This is a genomic window from Melittangium boletus DSM 14713 (genome assembly GCF_002305855.1).
Classification (GTDB): domain Bacteria; phylum Myxococcota; class Myxococcia; order Myxococcales; family Myxococcaceae; genus Cystobacter; species Cystobacter boletus.
Genome location: NZ_CP022163.1, coordinates 7,703,851 through 7,721,025, shown reverse-complemented (window position 1 = coordinate 7,721,025; position 17,175 = coordinate 7,703,851). Strand labels below are relative to the sequence as shown.

Below are 17,175 nucleotides of genomic sequence, written 5' to 3'. Positions count from 1 at the left end.
ACTTCCAGTGGAAGAGGCGGGAAATGGGAGGCCTGTAGAGAGAATGAAGGCTGGCGTAGAAGGGCGCGCGCTTCGCCACCGCTACTTCCGTGGCTGGGGCATTGCCCGCCACCTCCATCCCGGTGCGCGCCGCGGTGCTCTTCCTGGCTCTCCGACTCCACTCTTTCAGAAAGGTAAAACTCCCATGCGTAGGAACATGAAGTCCCCCGACATGAAAGGGCTTCTCCAGACGGCGGCGGCCGGCCGGTACTCCCGCCGCGACCTGCTGAAGCTGCTGGGTCTTTCGGGCGCGGCGCTCGCGATGCCCACGCTCATCGGTTGCTCGGACTCCACCGAGTACGACTACATCATCATCGGTGCCGGCTCCTCGGGCTGTACCTTGGCCGCCCGGCTCCTCACGGACTCGGACGCGCGCGTCCTGCTCATCGAGGCGGGAGGCACGAACGACCGCGAGGAGATCCGGGACTTCACCCAGTCCTACCGGCTGACCCAGCCGGGCGCCGAGACCGACTGGGCTTTCAGGTCCGAGCCGCAAGCGGCCTTGAAGGGCAAGACCCAGTCCTACTCCTGCGGCCGGGTGCTCGGCGGCAGCAGCGCCATCAACGGCATGGTCTGGGTTCTTGGCAACCGGGCCGACTACGACGGGTGGGCCGCGGCCGGGTGCTCCGGCTGGGACTTCGCCAGCGTCCTGCCCTCCTTCCAGGCCCTGAGCGGGCCGATCCGCCCCTCGAACTCACTGACCTCCCGTCACTCGTTGTCCCAGGCCATTGTCCAGGCCGCCGTCAACCTCGGCTACCCCTTCAACGAGGACTACAACGGCGACAACCAGCTCGGCGCTACCTATAGCCAGCTCAACGTGGTGGAGGGCATCCGCCAGGACGCCTTCGCCGCCTTCGTCTCGCAGCACCTGGCCAACCCCCGGCTCACGCTCATGATGAATGCCTGGGTGAAGCGCCTCTCCTTCGATGGCTCGAAGAAGCTCGACCGCGTCATCATCGACCAACAGGGCGGGGAGATGTCCGTGCGGGCCGGGCGCGAGGTCATCGTCTGCACCGGCACCATCCAGACGCCCCAGCTCCTGATGCTCTCGGGCATCGGCGCTTCGGCGGAGCTCGAGGCCCACGGCATTCCCGTGGTGGCCAACGTGCCGGGCGTGGGGAAGAACCTGCATGACCACCTGGTCTCGGTGGCGGTGCGAAAGCTGCGGCAGCCCGAGCCTGCCTCCCACACCACCACCATGGACGTGAACCTCTTCGCCGGCAACGGGCCCCGCCCGGGGTCTCCGAAGTTCCAGGTCCAGTCGTATTACATGCGCTACGGCTGGGGCTCCCATCCCTCCGAGGCGCTCGCCCTGGGTCTCATCAACCTGCACCCGACGAGCCGCGGCACCGTGAAGCTGCGCTCGGCGAACCACCGGGACGCCCCCATCATCGATCCGAATTTCCTGAGCACGGACGAGGATCTCGCCAACCAGCTCGAGGGCTACAAGCTCATCCGCCAGCTCCTCGGGTCGCCAAGCCTGCGCGACGCGGTGGAGGACGTGGAGCACTCGCCGGGCCCCGACACCGTCACCGATGAGCAACTGGTGGAGGCCCTCCGTCAGTATTCCGAGTCCGACTTCCACTCGGTGGGGACGTGCAAGATGGGCACGGACGAGCTGGCCGTGGCGGATCCGCAACTGCGCGTGCGAGGTGTCCAGGGCCTGCGGCTGGCGAGCGCCGCGATCATGCCTGTCATCACCTCGGGCAACACCAACGCGCCCGCGATGATGGTCGGCGACCGCTGCGGACGGCTCATCCTCGAGAAGGCCTGAGCCTCACCCCTTTCAAGATCGAGGGAGGGTGCTTCTTTTAGAAGGACAAACAGAGAAGAAATGGCGAGAGCAGGCAACTTGGCGCTCTAGCTACTCATCTCCCAGGAGGGCCTCCGCGTCATGGTGCACGATGAAGAGGGGGAAATCAGAACGTCTCCCTCGCCGCGGGCCAGACGATCACCGTGAGCACCTGCGGTGACGCCACGGACGACACCTACCTGCGGCTCTATGGCCCTTCCGCCACGCAGGTCGCCGCCAACGATAACGGCTGCTTCAACGGTTACGCCTCGAGACTGACCTTCACCAGCATCACCAGCGGCACGTACCAGATCCGCGCGGGCTGCTACTTCACCTACAGCTGCGGCGGCACGGTGGACTGGACGATCCAGTAGTCCAGCTGGCCCCGGCGCGAGGGCCATCCCACACGGCCTCTCCACCGGCCCGGCGCGCAGCCCGGGTGGCACCTGTCGGCGGTCTTTCCTCGCACCCCCTCCGCTCCATCCCCATGGCCGCTGGCTCGTGTGACGAGGATCATGGTGCCGCTCCACGTTTCCGGTTGACTCACACATACCCCAGTAGCTATACGTCAACCAATAGCCAGCAGGGTATTGATCCCACATGTCGACAGCTCACGACGTACTCTTCAGAACGCTCGCCGATCCGACTCGGCGGGCTCTCTTCGAACGACTGTGCCGCGAAGGAGAGAAGACGGTCGGGGATCTGACGGCTCGGGCCGGGGTCTCGCAACCGGTCGTCTCGAAGCACCTCGGGGTCCTGAAGCAGGCCGGGTTGGTGCGCGACCGCCACGAAGGTCGCCACACACACTACAGCGCGCAGCTCGGCGCCTTGGCCCCGCTGATCGACTGGACAAGCCAAATGGCCGGCTTCTGGCAAAACCGGTTCGACCAACTCGAAGATCTCCTCAAAAGGATGGACCAATGAGCAACGCTGTGACCGAAACGCGCTCCGTCGTTGTTGAACGGGAGGTGCCTTTTCCGCCGGAAAAGATCTGGCGCGCGCTCACGCAACCCCACTTGATCGAGGAGTGGCTCATGAAGAACGACTTCAAGCCTGTCGTGGGCCACGGTTTCAATCTTCGCGCGGACTGGGGCGCAGTTGACTGTCAGGTCCTGGCAATCGAGCTGCACAAAACGCTGTCTTACACGTGGGCGGCCTATGGTCTCGAGAGTGTCGTCACCTGGACTCTCACCCCAACGAGAACGGGGACCCATCTGCGCATGGAGCAGGCGGGCTTCCGGCCGGATCAGCAGCAGGCCTACCAGGGTGCCAAGGGCGGGTGGCGGCAGTTCTTCACGAACCTGGAGCAAGTCTTGGCGCGGGTAGATTGAAGTCCGAGGGTGAACGCAATGTCCAACAAGACGTCCAAGAAGCCGGCGACGGTCACAAAGAAGGCGGCCAAGCCGCGGAAGCCGGCCCTCCTCTCAGGCGGCAACCCGCAGATCGCGAAGGCCTATGGCGACGCCCCCGTGCAGGCCTACATCGCGGCCATGCCGGGCTGGAAACGTGACGTCGGGCTTCGCCTCGACGCGCTCATCGCGCGCACCATCCCCGGCGTGCACAAGGCAGTCAAATGGAACTCACCGATGTACGGAGTCGAGGGCCAAGGCTGGTTCCTCGGCATCCATTGCTTCACGAAGTACATCAAGGTGGCTTTCTTTCGCGGCACGTCGCTGAGTCCTGTTCCCCCCGGCGAGTCCAAGAGCCAGGACACGCGTTACCTCGACATCCATGAGGACGACCAGCTCGACGAAGCTCAGTTCGCCGCTTGGGTGAAGCAAGCCAGCCAATTGCCTGGCGAACGAATGTGAGCGGCCAGTGCGAAGTACGGCTGACTGGCGAGCGACAACCACCATGAAGAAAACGACAACCACCCTCAAGAAGAAGACGATCGGCTCGAAGGAAGAAGAAGGAGGAGACTCTCCCTCTCAGCTGATCGATGCGAGGATCAAGGAGCTGAATGATTGGCGGGGCGAAACGCTCGCTCGGATCCGAACTCTCATCAAGCAGGCCGAGCCCGAAGTGATCGAGGAGTGGAAGTGGAGAGGGGTTCCGGTGTGGTCGCACGCCGGAATGATCTGCACCGGTGAGACGTACAAGAATGCCGTGAAGATGACCTTCGCCAAGGGAGCCTCGTTGGAGGACCCGTCAGGCCTCTTCAACTCCAGCCTCGAAGGCAACACCCGGCGTGCCATCGATTTCCATGAGGGCGACAAGATCGATGAAAAGGCGTTGAAGGCGCTCATTCGCGCCGCCGTGGCACTGAACACGTCGGTGCGAGCTACCGCTGTCTCCGTCCGCGCCCAGAAGAGACCCAAGAGCGCTTGAGAATGGGGGCAAGGAAAAAGCCCAGCAACCCTCTCGGATTGCTGGGCTTTCTTTTAGCCGCCGCCCTTCTCCTTCGTCAGGCCTTCATCTCCAGACGCTGGGGGGCCGCTCCGGCGCCCAGGCCGCCGCCCCCCGAGCCCGCCGCCTTCTCCTCGCTCAGGGCGGCCTTCTCTTGTGCGGCCTTCTCCATGGCCAGCTTCATCAGGGCGCTCTCGTCCGCGGCGCGGCGGGCCTCGCGCTCCTTGTAGCGGCGGATGGCCGGGGCCATGATTTCCCCAATGAGTCCCCGGTAGTCCATGCCCGCGCCCTGGGCGATCAGCACCAGGTCGCTCCAGCCCGGCGTGAGCCCCGGCAACGGGTTGCACTCGATGAAGTACAGGCGCCCCTTGTCATCCATGCGGAAGTCGATGCGCGCCACGTCCCGGCACCCCAGCGCCATGAACGAGCCGCGCGCCGCCGCTCGCAGCTTCTCCAGCAGCGCCGGCTCGAGCTTCGCCGGCGCGTCGTAGCGGATGCGATCGTTCCAATCCAGCTTGTGCTGAAAGCTGTAGATGGGCGTCTTGTCCTCCTTGTCCAGGAAGACGATCTCCATGGGCGGCAGCACGCGCGGACGGCGCTCGCCCAGCAGGCCCACCGTGAACTCCCGCCCGCCGATGTACTCCTCGATGAGCGCGGGCTGCTGGTACTTGGTGACGATCTCCTTCACCACCTCGCGCAGCTCCGCCTCGCTGTTGCACACGCTCTTGGTGAGCACGCCCTTCGAGGAGCCCTCCGCCACCGGCTTCACGATGAGCGGGAAGGTGGTGAACTCCTTGTTGAGCCGCTCCTTGCCCGTGTGCATGAGCTGGAAGTTGGGCGTGTGGATGCCCGCCTGACGGACAATCTTCTTGGCCAGGGCCTTGTCGAGCGCGATGGAGAGCGTGGCCGGATCACTGCCCGTGTACGGAATGTCCAGGAGCTCCAGCATGGCGGGCACCTGGCTCTCGCGGTTGCGGCCCTTGAAGCCCTCGGCGATGTTGAACACGATGTCCAGCGGCGTGCTCGCCAGCACGCTGGGCAGTTCCGCCGTGGCCTCCAGGTCCACCACCTCGTGACCCCAGGAGGCGATGGCCTCGCGAATCTTCTGCAGCGTGGTGGGCGAGTCGTACTCCGCCTCGCTGTCCTCCACCGCCACGGCGTCCGCCACGGGCTTCACGCGCTTGACGTTGTAGGTGAAGCCCACGCGCAGGGGGCCCGTCTTGCGCGTCGGCTTGCCCGCGCGCTTGCCGTCCTTGATCTTGTAGCGCCGCGCCGCGCTCTGGATGACGGCGTTGACGACGCCGTCCAGGTGCACGCCCTCCAGGGCCGCGGCGGCGTAGATGCCCGCGTCCGGATGCAGGCTCGGCAGCGCGTTGATCTCCAGGAAGTACGGCACGCCCGCGTCGCTCAGCCGGAAGTCGATCCGCCCCAGATCCCGGCAATCGAGCACGTGGAGGATCTTCTTCGACAGGGTGCGCATCTCCTCGGCCAGCTTGCCGGAGATGTTCGCGGGAGCGCGGACCTTGACCAGCTGCTCCCGCTTCGTCTTCAGGTCGTAGTCGTAGATGGCGTACTTGCGGCTGGCCAGGGCCGCCGGATCGAAGTCGTAGCCCACCGGGTTGAGCACGCCGTCATGGTCGTTCTGCACCGCGGCCAGGAAGGGCACCGTGATGTCGGTGCCCCGGATGAACTCCTCCACCAGGACCCCCGCGGGGTAGCGCGCGAGCGCCTGGGCCACCTTCTCGCGGGCCTCCTCGACCGTCTCGGCCACCGAGTTCTGGGTGATGCCCTTGGAGGAGCCCTCGAAGTTGGGCTTGATGATGACGGGAAAGCGCAGCTCCTCGGCCTTGAGTTCGTTGAGGTGCTCGACGAACTGCCAGCCCGGGGTGCGGATGCCGTGCTTGCTCAGCACGAGCTTGGTGAGCTGCTTGTCGAGCGTCAGCGCCAGGGCATAGGCGTCCGAGCCGGTGTACGCGAAGCCCAGCTCCTCGAAGAGCGCCGGGTAGAAGGCCTCGCGGAAACGGCCTCGACGGCCTTCCGCGATGTTGAAGATGAGGTCTGGGCTGTAGGCCTCCAAGCGGGCCACGGTGCGCGAGGCGGGACCGCTGACCTCGAAGCGCTCCAGCCGGTGACCCAGCCGCTCGATGGCGGCGGCCAGGGTGTTCACCGTGTCCTGGGAATCGAACTCCGCCTCTTCTTCCGCGTCGGACAGCTTGAGGTTGTACGTCAGCGCGATGCGCACGGCTTACCCCTTGGGGACTGCGTGAACGAGCGGCACCGGCGAACCCGGGCCGCGGACAGGAATCGTCCCGGGACGCGCGCGGGCGTCACGGGTGAACGCACGGCGGTGGTCGCTCCAGCGACGACCTTGCCGTCCACCACTTGCGTCTGGGCCCAGGTGTCTCCGAGCCTCCAGCCGAGGGGATCCCTCACCAGGCGCAGCGTCTCCACCCCGCCGATGACGACGAGCGCGGCGAAGAAGGCCACCCGGCCCAGGGGCTCGGGCATCATCCCGAGCAGGACGATGAGGGCCAGGGGCGCGTTGCGCAGCGTGCTGTCGCGGTGGCGCGCGGCCGAGCGCGTGGGCAGGTGCATCACCTTCACGCCGAAGATGCGCTTGCCCACACTCTGGCCCTGGAGCATGCCGTCGGCCAGGAGCAGGAAGAGCAGCGCCACCACCCCGCCCGCGGCACCGCCCAGCACATACAGGCCCCACGCCACGGACACGTCCACCAGGCGCGCGCCCAGACGCATCCACAGCGAGGCCTTGGGATAGGGCGAGCCGTTCTGCTCCCCCTCGTGCACCACGCGCAGGCCCTTGGGGCGCGTGGCGGCATGCGGTCTGGCCGGAGCGTTCAAACGCCAGACTCCTCGTCGGGCTCGGGCTCCAGGATGAGGCCACGCTCGGGACGCTCGGGCTCGTCCAGGCCCGCCAGTTGGGCCAGCCGCTCGTGGGCGCTCACCATGCCGGGTGGGCGGGAATAGACATACTCGCTGGTGGACGCGGCCGCGTTGCCGGTGAAGTCCGGGGAGGCCACGAGCCGCGCCGTGGGCGAGCCCGTCTCGGACATCTCCCGGAGCCGATCGCGCGCGGACTCCACGTCCGGAGCCGCGGGCGCGCCCTCTCGCGTGAAGAAGACGAACGCCATGGCGGGACGCTTGGAGGACTCGCGCATGGCGAACTGCACGCCATCCAGCGTCCACCCCCGCGCGCTCCACTCGTTCACGGTGCGATCGAGCGTCCCCTCGTCCACCGTGGACAGCTCGACGACCTTGTATTGGAGGAGCCGCGGCGCGGCGGGTATGACGGCACGGGCGGCCCCTGGACGCTTGCCCGCGCGAGGTGTGCGCCGGGCGGTCGTCTTCGGAGGGGTCGCCTTACGAGCGGGGGGCCGTTTCTTCTTGCGGGGGGCCATGGCCAATCCGGATCTTTGCGCTCAAGGAGGGGGGTGGACGCAAGCCCCGTGTGCAACGGGGCCTCGGGCTGTCAGGCACCCAGCAGCTTCGCGGCCTCGAGCGCGTGATAGGTGATGATCAGGTCCGAGCCGGCGCGCTTCATGGAGGTGAGAATCTCCAGCGTCATCCGATCCCCGTCCACCCACCCGTTCTGGGCGGCCGCCTTCACCATGGCGTACTCGCCGGACACGTTGTAGGCCACCACGGGGACGTCCACGCGGTCACGCACCAGGCGGATGATGTCCAGGTAGGACAGCGCGGGCTTCACGATGAGCATGTCCGCGCCTTCCTCCAGGTCCAGATCGACCTCCTTGAGGGCCTCGCGCACGTTGCCCGGGTCCATCTGGTAGCCCCGGCGATCGCCGAACTGGGGCGTGCTCTGGGCCGCCTCGCGGAAGGGCCCGTAGAAGGCCGAGGCGTACTTGGCGGCGTAGGACATGACGGGCACGTCGGTGAGGCGCACCTCGTCGAGCGCCGAGCGGATGGCGGCCACGCGCCCGTCCATCATGTCCGAGGGGGCGATGATGTCCGCGCCCGCCTGGGCGCAGGTGACGGCCATGCGCGCGAGCAGGGGCAGCGTGGAGTCATTGGCCACATGGCCCCCGTCGATGAGCCCGCAGTGGCCATGGTCCGTGTACTCGCACAGGCACACGTCCACGATGACGAGCAGGTCCGGCAGCGCGTTCTTGAGCTCGCGCACGGCGCGCTGGACGATGCCCTCGGTCGCGTAGGCCTGCGAGCCCTGGGCGTCCTTGTGATCCGGAATCCCGAAGAGGATCACCGCCTTGACGCCCAGCGCATGGGCCCGGCGCGCCTCGGCGACGGTGTGCTCCAGCGACAGGTTGAAGACACCCGGCATGGAGGCGATGGGACGGCGCACGTCCCGGCCTTCCACGACGAAGAGCGGATAGATGAAGTCCGAGGGCGCGAGCGTGGTCTCGCGCACCATGTCACGAAGAGCCGCCGTGCGGCGCAACCGCCGGGGCCGGTGGATCGGATAAGCCATGAGCGACGGTATAAACCGCTCAGGGCCTCCGGGCAGGATTTGTCTCCTCGGGGCTGGCCCGAGGGCGGCCAGGGAGTCAGCTGCTCACGAACTGGGCACTCTCCCGGGCCAGGCGGGCGGCCCGGCCCTCGGCGAGGTCCGCTTCATGAAGGGCCCGGGCATAGCGCGTCCGAGCCGCCTCGGTGTTCGCCTTCAGGCCCCGCTCCGCCTCGGCCAGCTCCCGCCGGGCCGCGCGCAACTCCTTCTCCATCCATTCGTTGGTGAACATAGATTCAAGCCTCCCCAGTCGGTCCCAGGAGTTTGCACACCCCGCGCCATACGGGCTCACCACCCAAAGGTGCGAAACCACGGAGGCCGAGGCGGACCGAAGTCGGGAGAGCCGGGAAGAAAGTGCGAAAGTTTGTTCCCGGGGTGCGCAATCCGTGTCGCCAGGCCTCGCGCCCGGAACCCGCTCGCCCTCCGGGCATGAGTTGTCCCGGTGGAAATGTCCTCCGGGCGTCATCGTAGAGTGCGGTGTGATCGCCATCGAGGTTGTGGGACTGCGGAAGAGCTACCGGCGCTGGTGGCGTCCGGGACATGAGGCCCTTCGCGGCGTGGACCTGTGCGTCCCCGGGGGAAGCGCCTTCGGGTTGATCGGTCCGAACGGCGCGGGGAAGACCACGTTCATCAAGAGCATCCTGGGCATCGTGCAGCCCACGGCCGGTACCGTGCGGGTGCTGGGTGGCTCACCCGAGGATCCCCGCATCCGGGCGCGCATCGGCTATCTCCCCGAGCGTCTGCACCTGCCGGGCTCCTGGCTCGCGCCGACCTTCTTGGCCACCGTGACGCGGCTCAAGGGAATGACGCCGGACCCGGCCGCGAACCAGCGGCTGCTCGAGCGCGTGGGCCTCGCGGAGGCCCGGGGACGGCGCATCGGCGGCTACTCGAAGGGCATGCGCCAGCGTCTGGGACTCGCGGCGGCGCTGCTCGGCGACCCGGAGCTGCTCATCCTGGACGAGCCCACCGATGGCATCGATCCCCTGGGCCGGGTGGAGGTGCGGCGCATCCTTCAAGAAGAGGTGAGGCGCGGCGCCACGCTCTTCCTCAATTCGCATCTGCTGGCGGAGACCGAGCGCGTGTGTGACCGGGTGGCGATCCTCGCGCGAGGCCAGTTGCTGCGCGAGGGACGGCTCGAGGAGCTGTCCCGAGGCGGCGCGTTGTGGACGGTGCGCTTCGCGCCCGGGGCGGACGCGCACGCGCTCGCGGCGGCGGGCTTCGTGGCGGCGGAAACCGAGGGCCTGTACCGGGTGGAGGCGGCGGACGCGGCGGAGCTGAACGCGGCGTTGGACAAGGCGAGGGCCATGGGGGCCCTGCTGGTGGAGCTGCGGCGCGAGGCGCGGGATCTGGAGGCCGTGTTGACGTCGGCCATGGAGGTGGCGGCATGAAGGCCGTGATGGGAATCGCGGGCTACGTGTTGCGCGAGGCCGCGGCGCGCAAGTTCATCCTGGCCTTCCTCCTGGGGGTCACGGGACTGCTCGTGACCATCGCCCTGAGCCTGCGCATCGAGGTGGTGGACGGAGCCCTGGCGGCGTCCCGGCTGTTCGGCGAGCTGATCTCCAAGGACATCCGCGCGGTGGACGTGGCCCTGCGGCCGGTGTTCATGACGGCCGCCGGCCTCGTCTTCTACGGAGGCATCCTGTTTGGCGTCGTGGCGTGCTCGGACTTCGCGCCAAGCCTGATGTCTCCCGGCCGCATCGAGCACCTGCTCGCCCTGCCCCTGCGCCGCTGGCACATCCTCGCGGGCACCTTCATCGGGGTGATGACGCTCGCGGTGCTCGGAGCGGTGTATGGCTCGGTGGGGCTGGTGGTCATCTTCGGGGTGAAGACGGGCTACTGGACGATGGGGCCCATCATCGCGGCGCTGCTCGCGTGCGTGAGCTTCGCGGCGGTGTATTCGGTGATGCTGACCACCTCGACGCTGGTGCGCAGTCCAGCGCTGTGCGCGGCGCTCGGAGGCGTCACCCTGGTGCTGGGGATCGTGGCGGGCTATCGCGCGAAGATCGCCCCCTTCATCGAGGAGGGGTTCATGCGCTCGATCTTCAAGGGGGGAACCCTGCTGATACCCCGGTTGTCCTCCCTCGCGAGCGCGAGCATGGACCTGGCGGCCTCGAAGCCGCTGGAGGTGCACTCGTTGCCGATGCTCCTGGTGGGGGTGTTCGTGTTCAGCCTGGGTGTGCTGTCCCTGGGCTTCTGGTGGTTCGAGGGAAGGGATTACTGATGCAACGGCGCCGTGGAATGTGGCTGGTGTTCGCGGGGGGGCTGTTCGGTCTGGCCGCGTGGTTGATGGTGTCCGGACAAGGCGAAGTGGAGGCCCCTCCCCCCGCGAAGGTGGAGTTCCCCCGATGGCTGCGGCCCGAGGAGCGCCAGCGCGCGGAGCGTCGGCGCACGTATATGGCGCCACCGGTGGCGGCCACGGCCGACGCGGGGATGGAGCCGGCCAGGCCGAAGGATCCCGTGCTCGCGGCGCTGCCCCGGGGCAAGGGCAAGTCGGCCATGGTCATCGAGGCCAACGCCCTGCGGCACTCGCCCCTCGGGGAGATGCTGCTCGAGTGCCTGATGCGCCAGGGGAGCGACGACCTGGAGAAGTTCAAGCAACAGACGGGAGTGGATCCCCTCCAGGACCTGGACCGGATGGTGATCACCGAGGACGGGGTGATCCTCTCGGGCAACTTCGGGGATCCGCGGCTCAAGCAGGTGCTCCAGGGCCGGGCTCCCACGAACTACGACTATGGAACGGGGGGCAGGCTCTTCGAGCCCGCGTTGGAGCAGACCCTGGAGGATGGATCCCGGCGGCGGAACAGGATCTCCCCCATCGGGATGTGGAACGATCAAATGCTGGTGTTCGGCCGGTCACCGGACGAGGTGAAGCAGATCCTCGACCGGGTGGAGGGCCGCGGGCCGGATGAGCCTCCCGTCATCGACGAGGGCAAGACGTACGGAGAGATGTACGGCGTGCTCTCGGTGGAACAGCTCCAGAAGCTGCTGCCGCCGGATCAAAAGGAGCTGGCGGCGAAGCTGGCCGAGGTGGCCGAGAACGTGGAGCTGCACGTGGACGCGAGCTCGGACTTCGCCATGACGGCGAGGGTGAACGGCGCGGACCCAGCCAAGGTGACGGACCTGGGCAAGTCGCTCGGCGGTGCCCTGTCGCTCGCGCGGATGAAGGCCCAGACCGAGGGCGACACGAAGCTCGCGCAGTTGCTGGACTTCGCCAAGGTGCGGCCCGACGGCGAGTCCTTCAACCTGGAGATGGCCGTGCCACTCGACGCCATCAAGAAGCAACTGACGTTCTGCCAGGAGCAGCAGGAGCCGCGGTGAGCACCCCTCCCCCGCTCACTCCACCATCGCGCTGACTTCCCGGGAAAAGGCCTGCTCGTCATTCGCGTGGATGACGAGCGGGGGCAGCACGGTGAGCCCGCTCGGGGCGCCCTTCACGGCTTGCATCAACACGAGCTTCGCGGGACGTCCCCCTCGCGAGTGCACCAGTCGCGCGGTTCTCGGCTCCAGCCGCTCCGCGCGCAGCACGGCCATCAACTCGGACAGCCGCGAGGCCGGGTACACCACGCAGAACGTCCCCCGGCACCGCAGGAGGTACGCCGCCGAGCGCACCACGTCGCCGAGGGAGCACGTGAGTTCGTGCCGCGCGAGTGCCTTCTCCAGGTCCGTGCTGCTCCTGCCCTGCGCCCGCGACCGGTACGGCGGATTGCACAACACGTGGGAGAAGCCCCCTCGGGGAAACAGCCGCTCCACCCCGCGCAGGTCTCCTCGCACCAGCGACACCTCGCGCTCGCAGCGGTTGAGCCGCACGTTGCGCTCGGCGAGCGAGAACAGGCCCGGCTGCAATTCCAGTCCCGTGAGGCCGCCCAGGCCCAGTCGCCGCGCCAGGATGAGCGGGATGATGCCGCAGCCCGTCCCCAGGTCCATCACCCTGCCCCGCACCGCACCGGCCTCGAAGACGGCGAAGTGCGCGAGCAACACCGGATCCAGGGTGAAGCGGTAGCCCCGGATGCGCTGGAGCACCCGGACCTGCCCGCCGCACACGGAATCGAGCGTCTCCCCCACCCCGGGCCGGAGCTCGAGGGATAGGCCCAAGGGCTCTTCCCGCTCCTCTGTCCGCAGGATCCTCACTCCGCTCGGTCCTAGGCCTCCGGGTCGAGGAAGAGCAGCCCCGCGGGCGGCGCGGGCTCCACCCGGAGCGTCTTCGCGGGCAGGGTCTGCGCCGCCTCCATCACCGCGCGCACCTCCCACAGGGGCGGCGGATTGAGCGCGAAGCCCACCTGGTACTTTCCCTCCCGCACGTCGTGCACGAGCGAATGCAACCCCCGCACCGCGAACACCTGGGGGTGGCCGGGCAGCTCGGGCTCCTGGATGCCCAGCACCGTGCGCAACACCAGCGCGTTGAGCAGGGCCAGGTCCAGGCTGCGCAGCGTGGGATTGCGCGGCGCGCCCTTGAGGTGCGCCAGGTCCAGACCCTGCCGGAAGCGGAGGATCTTCCCCCGGCCCTCGGGCAGCACCAGCAACACCGCGTGGTGTCCGCGCACCAGCGTGGCCAGCCGCTCACTCGCCAGCGACACCCCTCGCGATGACGTCAGGGGCTCGTCGAGGTCATAGACGCGCGCATAGGCCGTCACCAGCCGCAGGAAGGTGTCCTCCTGGAAGGTCGGCAACCCATGCACGGCCCGGTGCACCGGCTCGAAGTGCAGCCCGGGATCCGACAACGGCACGATGGCCGCGAGGCTCGGCCGGCGCTCGTCCAGTTCCGCCAGGGGCCGCAGCGGCGCCTCGTCGAGCACCGCCTGGATGCGCCGCGCCACCGGAGAGGGCTCGATGCGGCGCAGGGACATGGGCGCGCCCTGGAAGGTCCCCTGCCACACGATGCTTCCCCGCTCGGCGGCCTCGGCCAGCAGGCCCTTCAACACGCCGTGATCATCCGCCGCCAGGGTGACGGTGGGCTCCACCTGTGCGGAGCGGGGACGGTAGGGCTCGGTCTCCAGGGGCTCGGCGGAGTCCGGCGCGAGGCCGCACAAGAGGAAGCGCACGGGAGGCGCCCCCAGCAGTCCGTCCGGGTTGTGCACCTCGGCCAGGTACAGGGCGGGACGGGCATCCCGGAGGAGCGAGCCCGCCGCGCGCCACCGGCCCAGTTCCGCCGTGGGATCCACCCGATCCAACAGGGGACGAACCGAGCTGGCCCGGGGCGGTGCGTTGAAAGCGCCTCCCCCGGCATCCGCCGACAGGTGGGGTTCGAGCGAGGGAAGCAGAGCGGAGAAAGGAAGGACACGCGCCATGCCCCCAACGTGGGGATGCGCTCGCCTTCCCGCCCGGAAGGCCCTCTCGCCCGAGCGGCGTCCAGGGAGCCAACCCCTCTGGAAGCAGCGCATCAATGTTGACTTCCAAGCTCCTGGCGGCGAGACCCGGCTTCTCATCCCGTCCTGGAGTCCCTACCCCGGATACAGGGCGGAATAACCCCAAAGGAGCGCCAGATGGGCACGATGAAGTTCGATGTCCCCCACTCCCTCTCGAAGGACGAGGCCAGGCAGCGCGTCGAGCAGCTTCTGAAGTACTGGAAGGACAAGTACGGCGTGCAGTCGAACTGGAGCGGCGACGGAGCGAAGGTGAATGGCAAGGTGCTGGGCATCAGCCTGGACGCCAACTTCACCATCACCGACGGCACCATCCAGGGCGAGGGCACCGACCCGGGCATGCTGCTGCGCGGCAAGGCCAAGTCCTACATCCAGGACAAGTTCAGCACCGTGCTGGACCCCAAGAAGAGCCTGGACGACGTGAACAAGGGCCTCGCCTAGAGCAGCGGTCCTTCCTCCAGCGCGGCGAGCGCGTAGCGCGCCGCGCGGGAGATGGCCTCGGCCGAATCCGGCAGCTCCGGATAGTGGCCGGCCAGGGGGCGCTGGGGGAAGCGCAGCTGGGCGATGGCGTTGCGGTAGCTGCGCCGCGCCGCCTCGTGATCGCTCAAGCGCTCGTGCACCTGCGCCATCAGGTAGTGCCCGATGGCCAGCGAGGGCTCCAGGAAGAGGGCCTTGCCCAGTTCCGCGCGGGCCTCGGCGAGCTCACCGGCCTGCAGCGCCGCGAGTCCCCCGAACACCCGGGCCTCCACGCACAGGGGCTCGCGGTTGAGCGCCTGTCCGAAGGCATCGCGCGCGTCCGACATCCGCCCCGTCAGCGAGTAGAGGTTACCCACGGTGAGCAGGGCATCCAGGTGGCTCGGCTCGTCCGTCAGCAGTTGCTCCACGGTGGACACCGCGGACACGAAGTCACCCCGCTCCATCATCCGCACGGCCGCGTTGAGCCGCTCGCCGGGCGAGAGCATCAGCGACCACGCGGGCATCTCGGTCGTCGGGCGCTCGCGCGAGGCCGCGAGGAACTCAGCGGTCAGCCGGGGCACCTTGCGCGTGGGCGTGGAGGCCACGGGCACGGCCACGTCCGAGGGAGCCGGCTCGGGGGCCTTGGGAGCCCCCGCGTCCAGCGCCTGGTGCAGCGCCTCGGTGGACGGCAGCATGGGGCGCGGAGGAGGGGTCACCTTGCGAGGCTTGGGGATGCTCAGCGCCGACGCGGCGGCGAGCACGGCCGCGCGCTCCGCGGAGGTCGACGGCGGCAGCGAGCCGATCGTCATCGGCTTGGGCGCGCTTCCCGGCGCGCGGGGCTCCAGCGGCTTGAGGGGCCGCCGGTAGATGAACGAGCCCTCCACCTCCACCATCTCGAAGCGGTCGTAGACCTTGAACAGGCTCTCCGAGTAGCCCAACAGCAGCAGGCCCCCGGGCCGCAGCGCCGAGAGGAAGCGGTCCATCAGGGCGCGGATGGTGGGCATGTCGAAGTAGATGATGACGTTGCGGCAGAGGATGAGATCGAGCGACTCGGGCTTCACCTTCTCGAAGACGGGAACGGCGAGGTTCTGCCCGTCGAAGCGCACGTAGTCCTTGAGCGAGGAGACGATCTCGTAGCCGTCCTCCAAGGGCCGGAAGAAGCGGATCCGGCGCTCGGAGGGCATGTTGGCCACGCGCCGGGCCGCGAAGCGTCCCTGCCTCGCGGCCTGCACGGCGGCGAGGTTCAAGTCGGTGGCCCACAGGTCCACCTCGATGGGCAGCGCGCCCAGCTCGGCCAGCACCATGGCCAGGCTGTAGGGCTCCTCACCGGTGGCGCAGCCCGCGGACCAGATGGAGACCCGGCGCGTCTCGCGCCGCGCCCGCGCGAGCGCCTCGGGGAGGATGCGGCTCTCCAGCGCCCGGAACTGCTTGGGATCGCGGAAGAACTCCGTATGGCCCACGGTGACGAGAGGCAGGAGCGCGCGCAGCTCGTCCTCCATGCCACGCAGGCGCCGCACGTACTCCTCCGAGTCCTCGAGCCCCATGACGGGCATGCGCGTGGACAGGGCGAGCCGGAGGCTGTGGAAGCCGTCCGGCGTGATCTTGAGCCCGGCACGTTCGAGCAGCAGGGCAGCCAGTTGCTGCAGGGCCCTGGAGGTCACCGTCAGCATGTGCGCACCCACTTCGTGAGCGTTGGTCCAATCTGGTCGAGCGGAAGGACTTCCTCGGCGGCACCCAGGCGCACGGCCTCCTTGGGCATCCCATACACGGCGCACGTCGCCTTGTCCTGCGCGATGGTGCGTCCCCCCCGCTCGCGGATTTCCTTGAGGCCCCGCGCCCCGTCCCGGCCCATCCCCGTGAGGATGACGCCCAGCACGCGCGTGGAAAAGGACTCCGCGGCGGACATGAGCAGCACATCACAGGACGGCCTGAAACCGCGCACCGGAGGGCTTGGCTCCAGCGCCAGCACGCCGCGGGGGCGCACCAGCAGGTGGGCGCCCGAGCGGGCGATGTAGACACACCCGGGCGTCATCTCCTCGCCGTGGGTGGCCTCCACCACGCGCAGCGCCGAGCTGGAGCCCAGCCACTGCGCCAGTCCCTCTGTGAAACCATCGCTGATGTGCTGGCAGATGCACACGGGCGCGGGAAAATCCTGAGGCAGCATCTTCAAGAGCACGGAAAGGGCCTTGGGGCCGCCGAGCGACGAGGCGATGGCCACCAGTGGGAAGGGCGCCTCCTCGGGCGCGGGACGCACGGGCTTGGCCTGGCCCGCGGGCCGCGTCACCCGCACCTCGGCCAGCAGGAGCAGTTTGCGGCTCACCGTCTGCCAGAAGTCGACGCCGGGCTCGACGGGGCGCTGCACCACGTCCACGGCCCCCGAGGCGAGCGCCTGGAAGGCCTCGGCGTCCGAGAGCAGGCCGGGGTGCAGCGCGAGCACGGGCACGGGGCGCTCGCCCATCACCCGCGCGATGGCCTTGAGGGAATCAGGGCTGGACAGGTCCACGACGACCACGTCCGGATGAAGCCGCTGCACGCTCTCCAGTGCCTCGGAGAACGCGCAGACGCCGGACGGGGCGAGCACCACCCCGTCGAACAGGCCGCGTGAAGCGCCGCGGAACACCTCGCCCACGAGCAACACGCGGTATGCGGACGCACCAACGTCCAAACTCACCCCTCCTCGTCCC

18 protein-coding genes and 1 pseudogene are annotated in these 17,175 nt (G+C 68.4%); 10 read left to right on the top strand and 9 right to left on the bottom strand.

Annotation, left to right across the window (positions count from 1 at the left end; all coding sequences use genetic code 11):
* Positions 1 to 211 precede the first annotated feature (211 nt).
* The 6 genes and pseudogenes from MEBOL_RS32050 to MEBOL_RS32025 all read left to right on the top strand — a co-directional run bounded on the left by MEBOL_RS32050 (position 212) and on the right by MEBOL_RS32025 (position 4,159).
* Complete coding sequence (locus MEBOL_RS32050; RefSeq protein ID WP_170115635.1) at positions 212 to 1,813, top strand: GMC family oxidoreductase; 1,602 nt, start codon at positions 212 to 214, stop codon at positions 1,811 to 1,813.
* Between the two features lie 164 nt (positions 1,814 to 1,977).
* A pseudogene (locus MEBOL_RS32045) lies at positions 1,978 to 2,205 on the top strand (pre-peptidase C-terminal domain-containing protein); the annotation flags it as partial.
* A gap of 226 nt (positions 2,206 to 2,431) precedes the next feature.
* Positions 2,432 to 2,755, top strand: coding sequence for an ArsR/SmtB family transcription factor (locus MEBOL_RS32040; protein ID WP_095980998.1), 324 nt, complete (start codon positions 2,432 to 2,434; stop codon positions 2,753 to 2,755).
* Positions 2,752 to 3,162 (top strand): SRPBCC family protein, encoded by a 411-nt coding sequence (locus tag MEBOL_RS32035; RefSeq protein ID WP_095980997.1) that lies wholly within the window; start codon positions 2,752 to 2,754, stop codon positions 3,160 to 3,162. Before MEBOL_RS32040 ends, MEBOL_RS32035 begins: the two co-directional genes overlap by 4 nt.
* A gap of 18 nt (positions 3,163 to 3,180) precedes the next feature.
* On the top strand, positions 3,181 to 3,642 hold the full coding sequence (locus MEBOL_RS32030; RefSeq protein WP_095980996.1) for a DUF1801 domain-containing protein: 462 nt from the start codon (positions 3,181 to 3,183) through the stop codon (positions 3,640 to 3,642).
* 43 nt (positions 3,643 to 3,685) lie between these two features.
* A complete protein-coding gene (locus MEBOL_RS32025) occupies positions 3,686 to 4,159 on the top strand; it encodes a DUF1801 domain-containing protein (protein WP_095980995.1) in 474 nt (157 codons plus the stop codon).
* A gap of 76 nt (positions 4,160 to 4,235) precedes the next feature.
* On the opposite strand, the gene MEBOL_RS32020 is transcribed toward MEBOL_RS32025, so the two are convergent.
* The 5 genes from MEBOL_RS32020 to MEBOL_RS32000 form a co-directional block, all read right to left on the bottom strand.
* The gene (locus MEBOL_RS32020; protein WP_095980994.1) at positions 4,236 to 6,419 is read right to left on the bottom strand and encodes a D-alanine--D-alanine ligase family protein; all 2,184 of its coding nucleotides are present in this window, start codon (positions 6,417 to 6,419) and stop codon (positions 4,236 to 4,238) included.
* Positions 6,404 to 7,036, bottom strand: coding sequence for an RDD family protein (locus tag MEBOL_RS32015; RefSeq protein ID WP_095980993.1), 633 nt, complete (start codon positions 7,034 to 7,036; stop codon positions 6,404 to 6,406). Before MEBOL_RS32015 ends, MEBOL_RS32020 begins: the two co-directional genes overlap by 16 nt.
* The gene (locus MEBOL_RS32010; protein WP_095980992.1) at positions 7,033 to 7,593 is read right to left on the bottom strand and encodes a hypothetical protein; all 561 of its coding nucleotides are present in this window, start codon (positions 7,591 to 7,593) and stop codon (positions 7,033 to 7,035) included. Before MEBOL_RS32010 ends, MEBOL_RS32015 begins: the two co-directional genes overlap by 4 nt.
* Before the next feature lie 71 nt (positions 7,594 to 7,664).
* Positions 7,665 to 8,639 carry a porphobilinogen synthase gene (gene hemB / locus MEBOL_RS32005; RefSeq protein WP_095980991.1) on the bottom strand — a complete coding sequence of 325 codons (975 nt, stop codon included), beginning with the start codon at positions 8,637 to 8,639 and terminating at the stop codon, positions 7,665 to 7,667.
* Positions 8,640 to 8,715: 76 nt separating this feature from the next.
* On the bottom strand, positions 8,716 to 8,907 hold the full coding sequence (locus MEBOL_RS32000) for a hypothetical protein (protein WP_095980990.1): 192 nt from the start codon (positions 8,905 to 8,907) through the stop codon (positions 8,716 to 8,718).
* A 247-nt stretch (positions 8,908 to 9,154) separates the two neighbouring features.
* Between MEBOL_RS32000 and MEBOL_RS31995 the strand changes: the two genes are divergently transcribed.
* From MEBOL_RS31995 to MEBOL_RS31985, 3 genes are read left to right on the top strand one after another with little or no spacing between them, the layout of a single operon-like run.
* Complete coding sequence (locus MEBOL_RS31995; RefSeq protein ID WP_179956330.1) at positions 9,155 to 10,063, top strand: ABC transporter ATP-binding protein; 909 nt, start codon at positions 9,155 to 9,157, stop codon at positions 10,061 to 10,063.
* On the top strand, positions 10,060 to 10,896 hold the full coding sequence (locus MEBOL_RS31990) for a hypothetical protein (protein ID WP_095980989.1): 837 nt from the start codon (positions 10,060 to 10,062) through the stop codon (positions 10,894 to 10,896). Before MEBOL_RS31995 ends, MEBOL_RS31990 begins: the two co-directional genes overlap by 4 nt.
* A complete protein-coding gene (locus MEBOL_RS31985; protein ID WP_245919005.1) occupies positions 10,896 to 11,993 on the top strand; it encodes a hypothetical protein in 1,098 nt (365 codons plus the stop codon). Before MEBOL_RS31990 ends, MEBOL_RS31985 begins: the two co-directional genes overlap by 1 nt.
* 15 nt (positions 11,994 to 12,008) lie before the next feature.
* Here the strand turns inward: MEBOL_RS31985 and MEBOL_RS31980 are convergent, their stop codons facing one another.
* Positions 12,009 to 12,767, bottom strand: coding sequence for a tRNA1(Val) (adenine(37)-N6)-methyltransferase (locus tag MEBOL_RS31980; RefSeq protein ID WP_245919003.1), 759 nt, complete (start codon positions 12,765 to 12,767; stop codon positions 12,009 to 12,011).
* 47 nt (positions 12,768 to 12,814) lie between these two features.
* The gene (locus MEBOL_RS31975; protein WP_095980987.1) at positions 12,815 to 13,960 is read right to left on the bottom strand and encodes a DUF1015 family protein; all 1,146 of its coding nucleotides are present in this window, start codon (positions 13,958 to 13,960) and stop codon (positions 12,815 to 12,817) included.
* 195 nt (positions 13,961 to 14,155) lie between these two features.
* On the opposite strand from MEBOL_RS31975, the gene MEBOL_RS31970 reads away from it, so the two are divergent.
* Complete coding sequence (locus MEBOL_RS31970) at positions 14,156 to 14,476, top strand: polyhydroxyalkanoic acid system family protein (protein WP_095980986.1); 321 nt, start codon at positions 14,156 to 14,158, stop codon at positions 14,474 to 14,476.
* Here the strand turns inward: MEBOL_RS31970 and MEBOL_RS31965 are convergent.
* Together MEBOL_RS31965 and MEBOL_RS31960 are read right to left on the bottom strand one after the other, a co-directional pair.
* The gene (locus MEBOL_RS31965) at positions 14,473 to 16,161 is read right to left on the bottom strand and encodes a CheR family methyltransferase (RefSeq protein ID WP_095980985.1); all 1,689 of its coding nucleotides are present in this window, start codon (positions 16,159 to 16,161) and stop codon (positions 14,473 to 14,475) included. The two genes, MEBOL_RS31970 and MEBOL_RS31965, sit on opposite strands and share 4 nt — an antisense overlap.
* Positions 16,155 to 17,156 carry a chemotaxis protein CheB gene (locus MEBOL_RS31960; protein ID WP_179956483.1) on the bottom strand — a complete coding sequence of 334 codons (1,002 nt, stop codon included), beginning with the start codon at positions 17,154 to 17,156 and terminating at the stop codon, positions 16,155 to 16,157. The genes MEBOL_RS31965 and MEBOL_RS31960 overlap by 7 nt, the downstream gene beginning before the upstream one ends.
* Positions 17,157 to 17,175 lie beyond the last annotated feature (19 nt).

Bases quoted from the DNA above. Each gene is read 5' to 3' on its own strand.
- MEBOL_RS32025 (WP_095980995.1), top strand. From the start codon at position 3,686: ATGAAGAAAACGACAACCACCCTCAAGAAGAAGACGATCGGCTCGAAG.
- MEBOL_RS31985 (WP_245919005.1), top strand. From the start codon at position 10,896: ATGCAACGGCGCCGTGGAATGTGGCTGGTGTTCGCGGGGGGGCTGTTC.
- MEBOL_RS31970 (WP_095980986.1), top strand. From the start codon at position 14,156: ATGGGCACGATGAAGTTCGATGTCCCCCACTCCCTCTCGAAGGACGAG.
- MEBOL_RS31965 (WP_095980985.1), bottom strand. From the start codon at position 16,161: ATGCTGACGGTGACCTCCAGGGCCCTGCAGCAACTGGCTGCCCTGCTG.
- hemB (WP_095980991.1), bottom strand. From the start codon at position 8,639: ATGGCTTATCCGATCCACCGGCCCCGGCGGTTGCGCCGCACGGCGGCT.
- MEBOL_RS31975 (WP_095980987.1), bottom strand. From the start codon at position 13,960: ATGGCGCGTGTCCTTCCTTTCTCCGCTCTGCTTCCCTCGCTCGAACCC.
- MEBOL_RS32035 (WP_095980997.1), top strand. From the start codon at position 2,752: ATGAGCAACGCTGTGACCGAAACGCGCTCCGTCGTTGTTGAACGGGAG.
- MEBOL_RS31990 (WP_095980989.1), top strand. From the start codon at position 10,060: ATGAAGGCCGTGATGGGAATCGCGGGCTACGTGTTGCGCGAGGCCGCG.
- MEBOL_RS32050 (WP_170115635.1), top strand. From the start codon at position 212: ATGAAAGGGCTTCTCCAGACGGCGGCGGCCGGCCGGTACTCCCGCCGC.
- MEBOL_RS32040 (WP_095980998.1), top strand. From the start codon at position 2,432: ATGTCGACAGCTCACGACGTACTCTTCAGAACGCTCGCCGATCCGACT.
- MEBOL_RS32000 (WP_095980990.1), bottom strand. From the start codon at position 8,907: ATGTTCACCAACGAATGGATGGAGAAGGAGTTGCGCGCGGCCCGGCGG.
- MEBOL_RS32030 (WP_095980996.1), top strand. From the start codon at position 3,181: ATGTCCAACAAGACGTCCAAGAAGCCGGCGACGGTCACAAAGAAGGCG.
- MEBOL_RS32010 (WP_095980992.1), bottom strand. From the start codon at position 7,593: ATGGCCCCCCGCAAGAAGAAACGGCCCCCCGCTCGTAAGGCGACCCCT.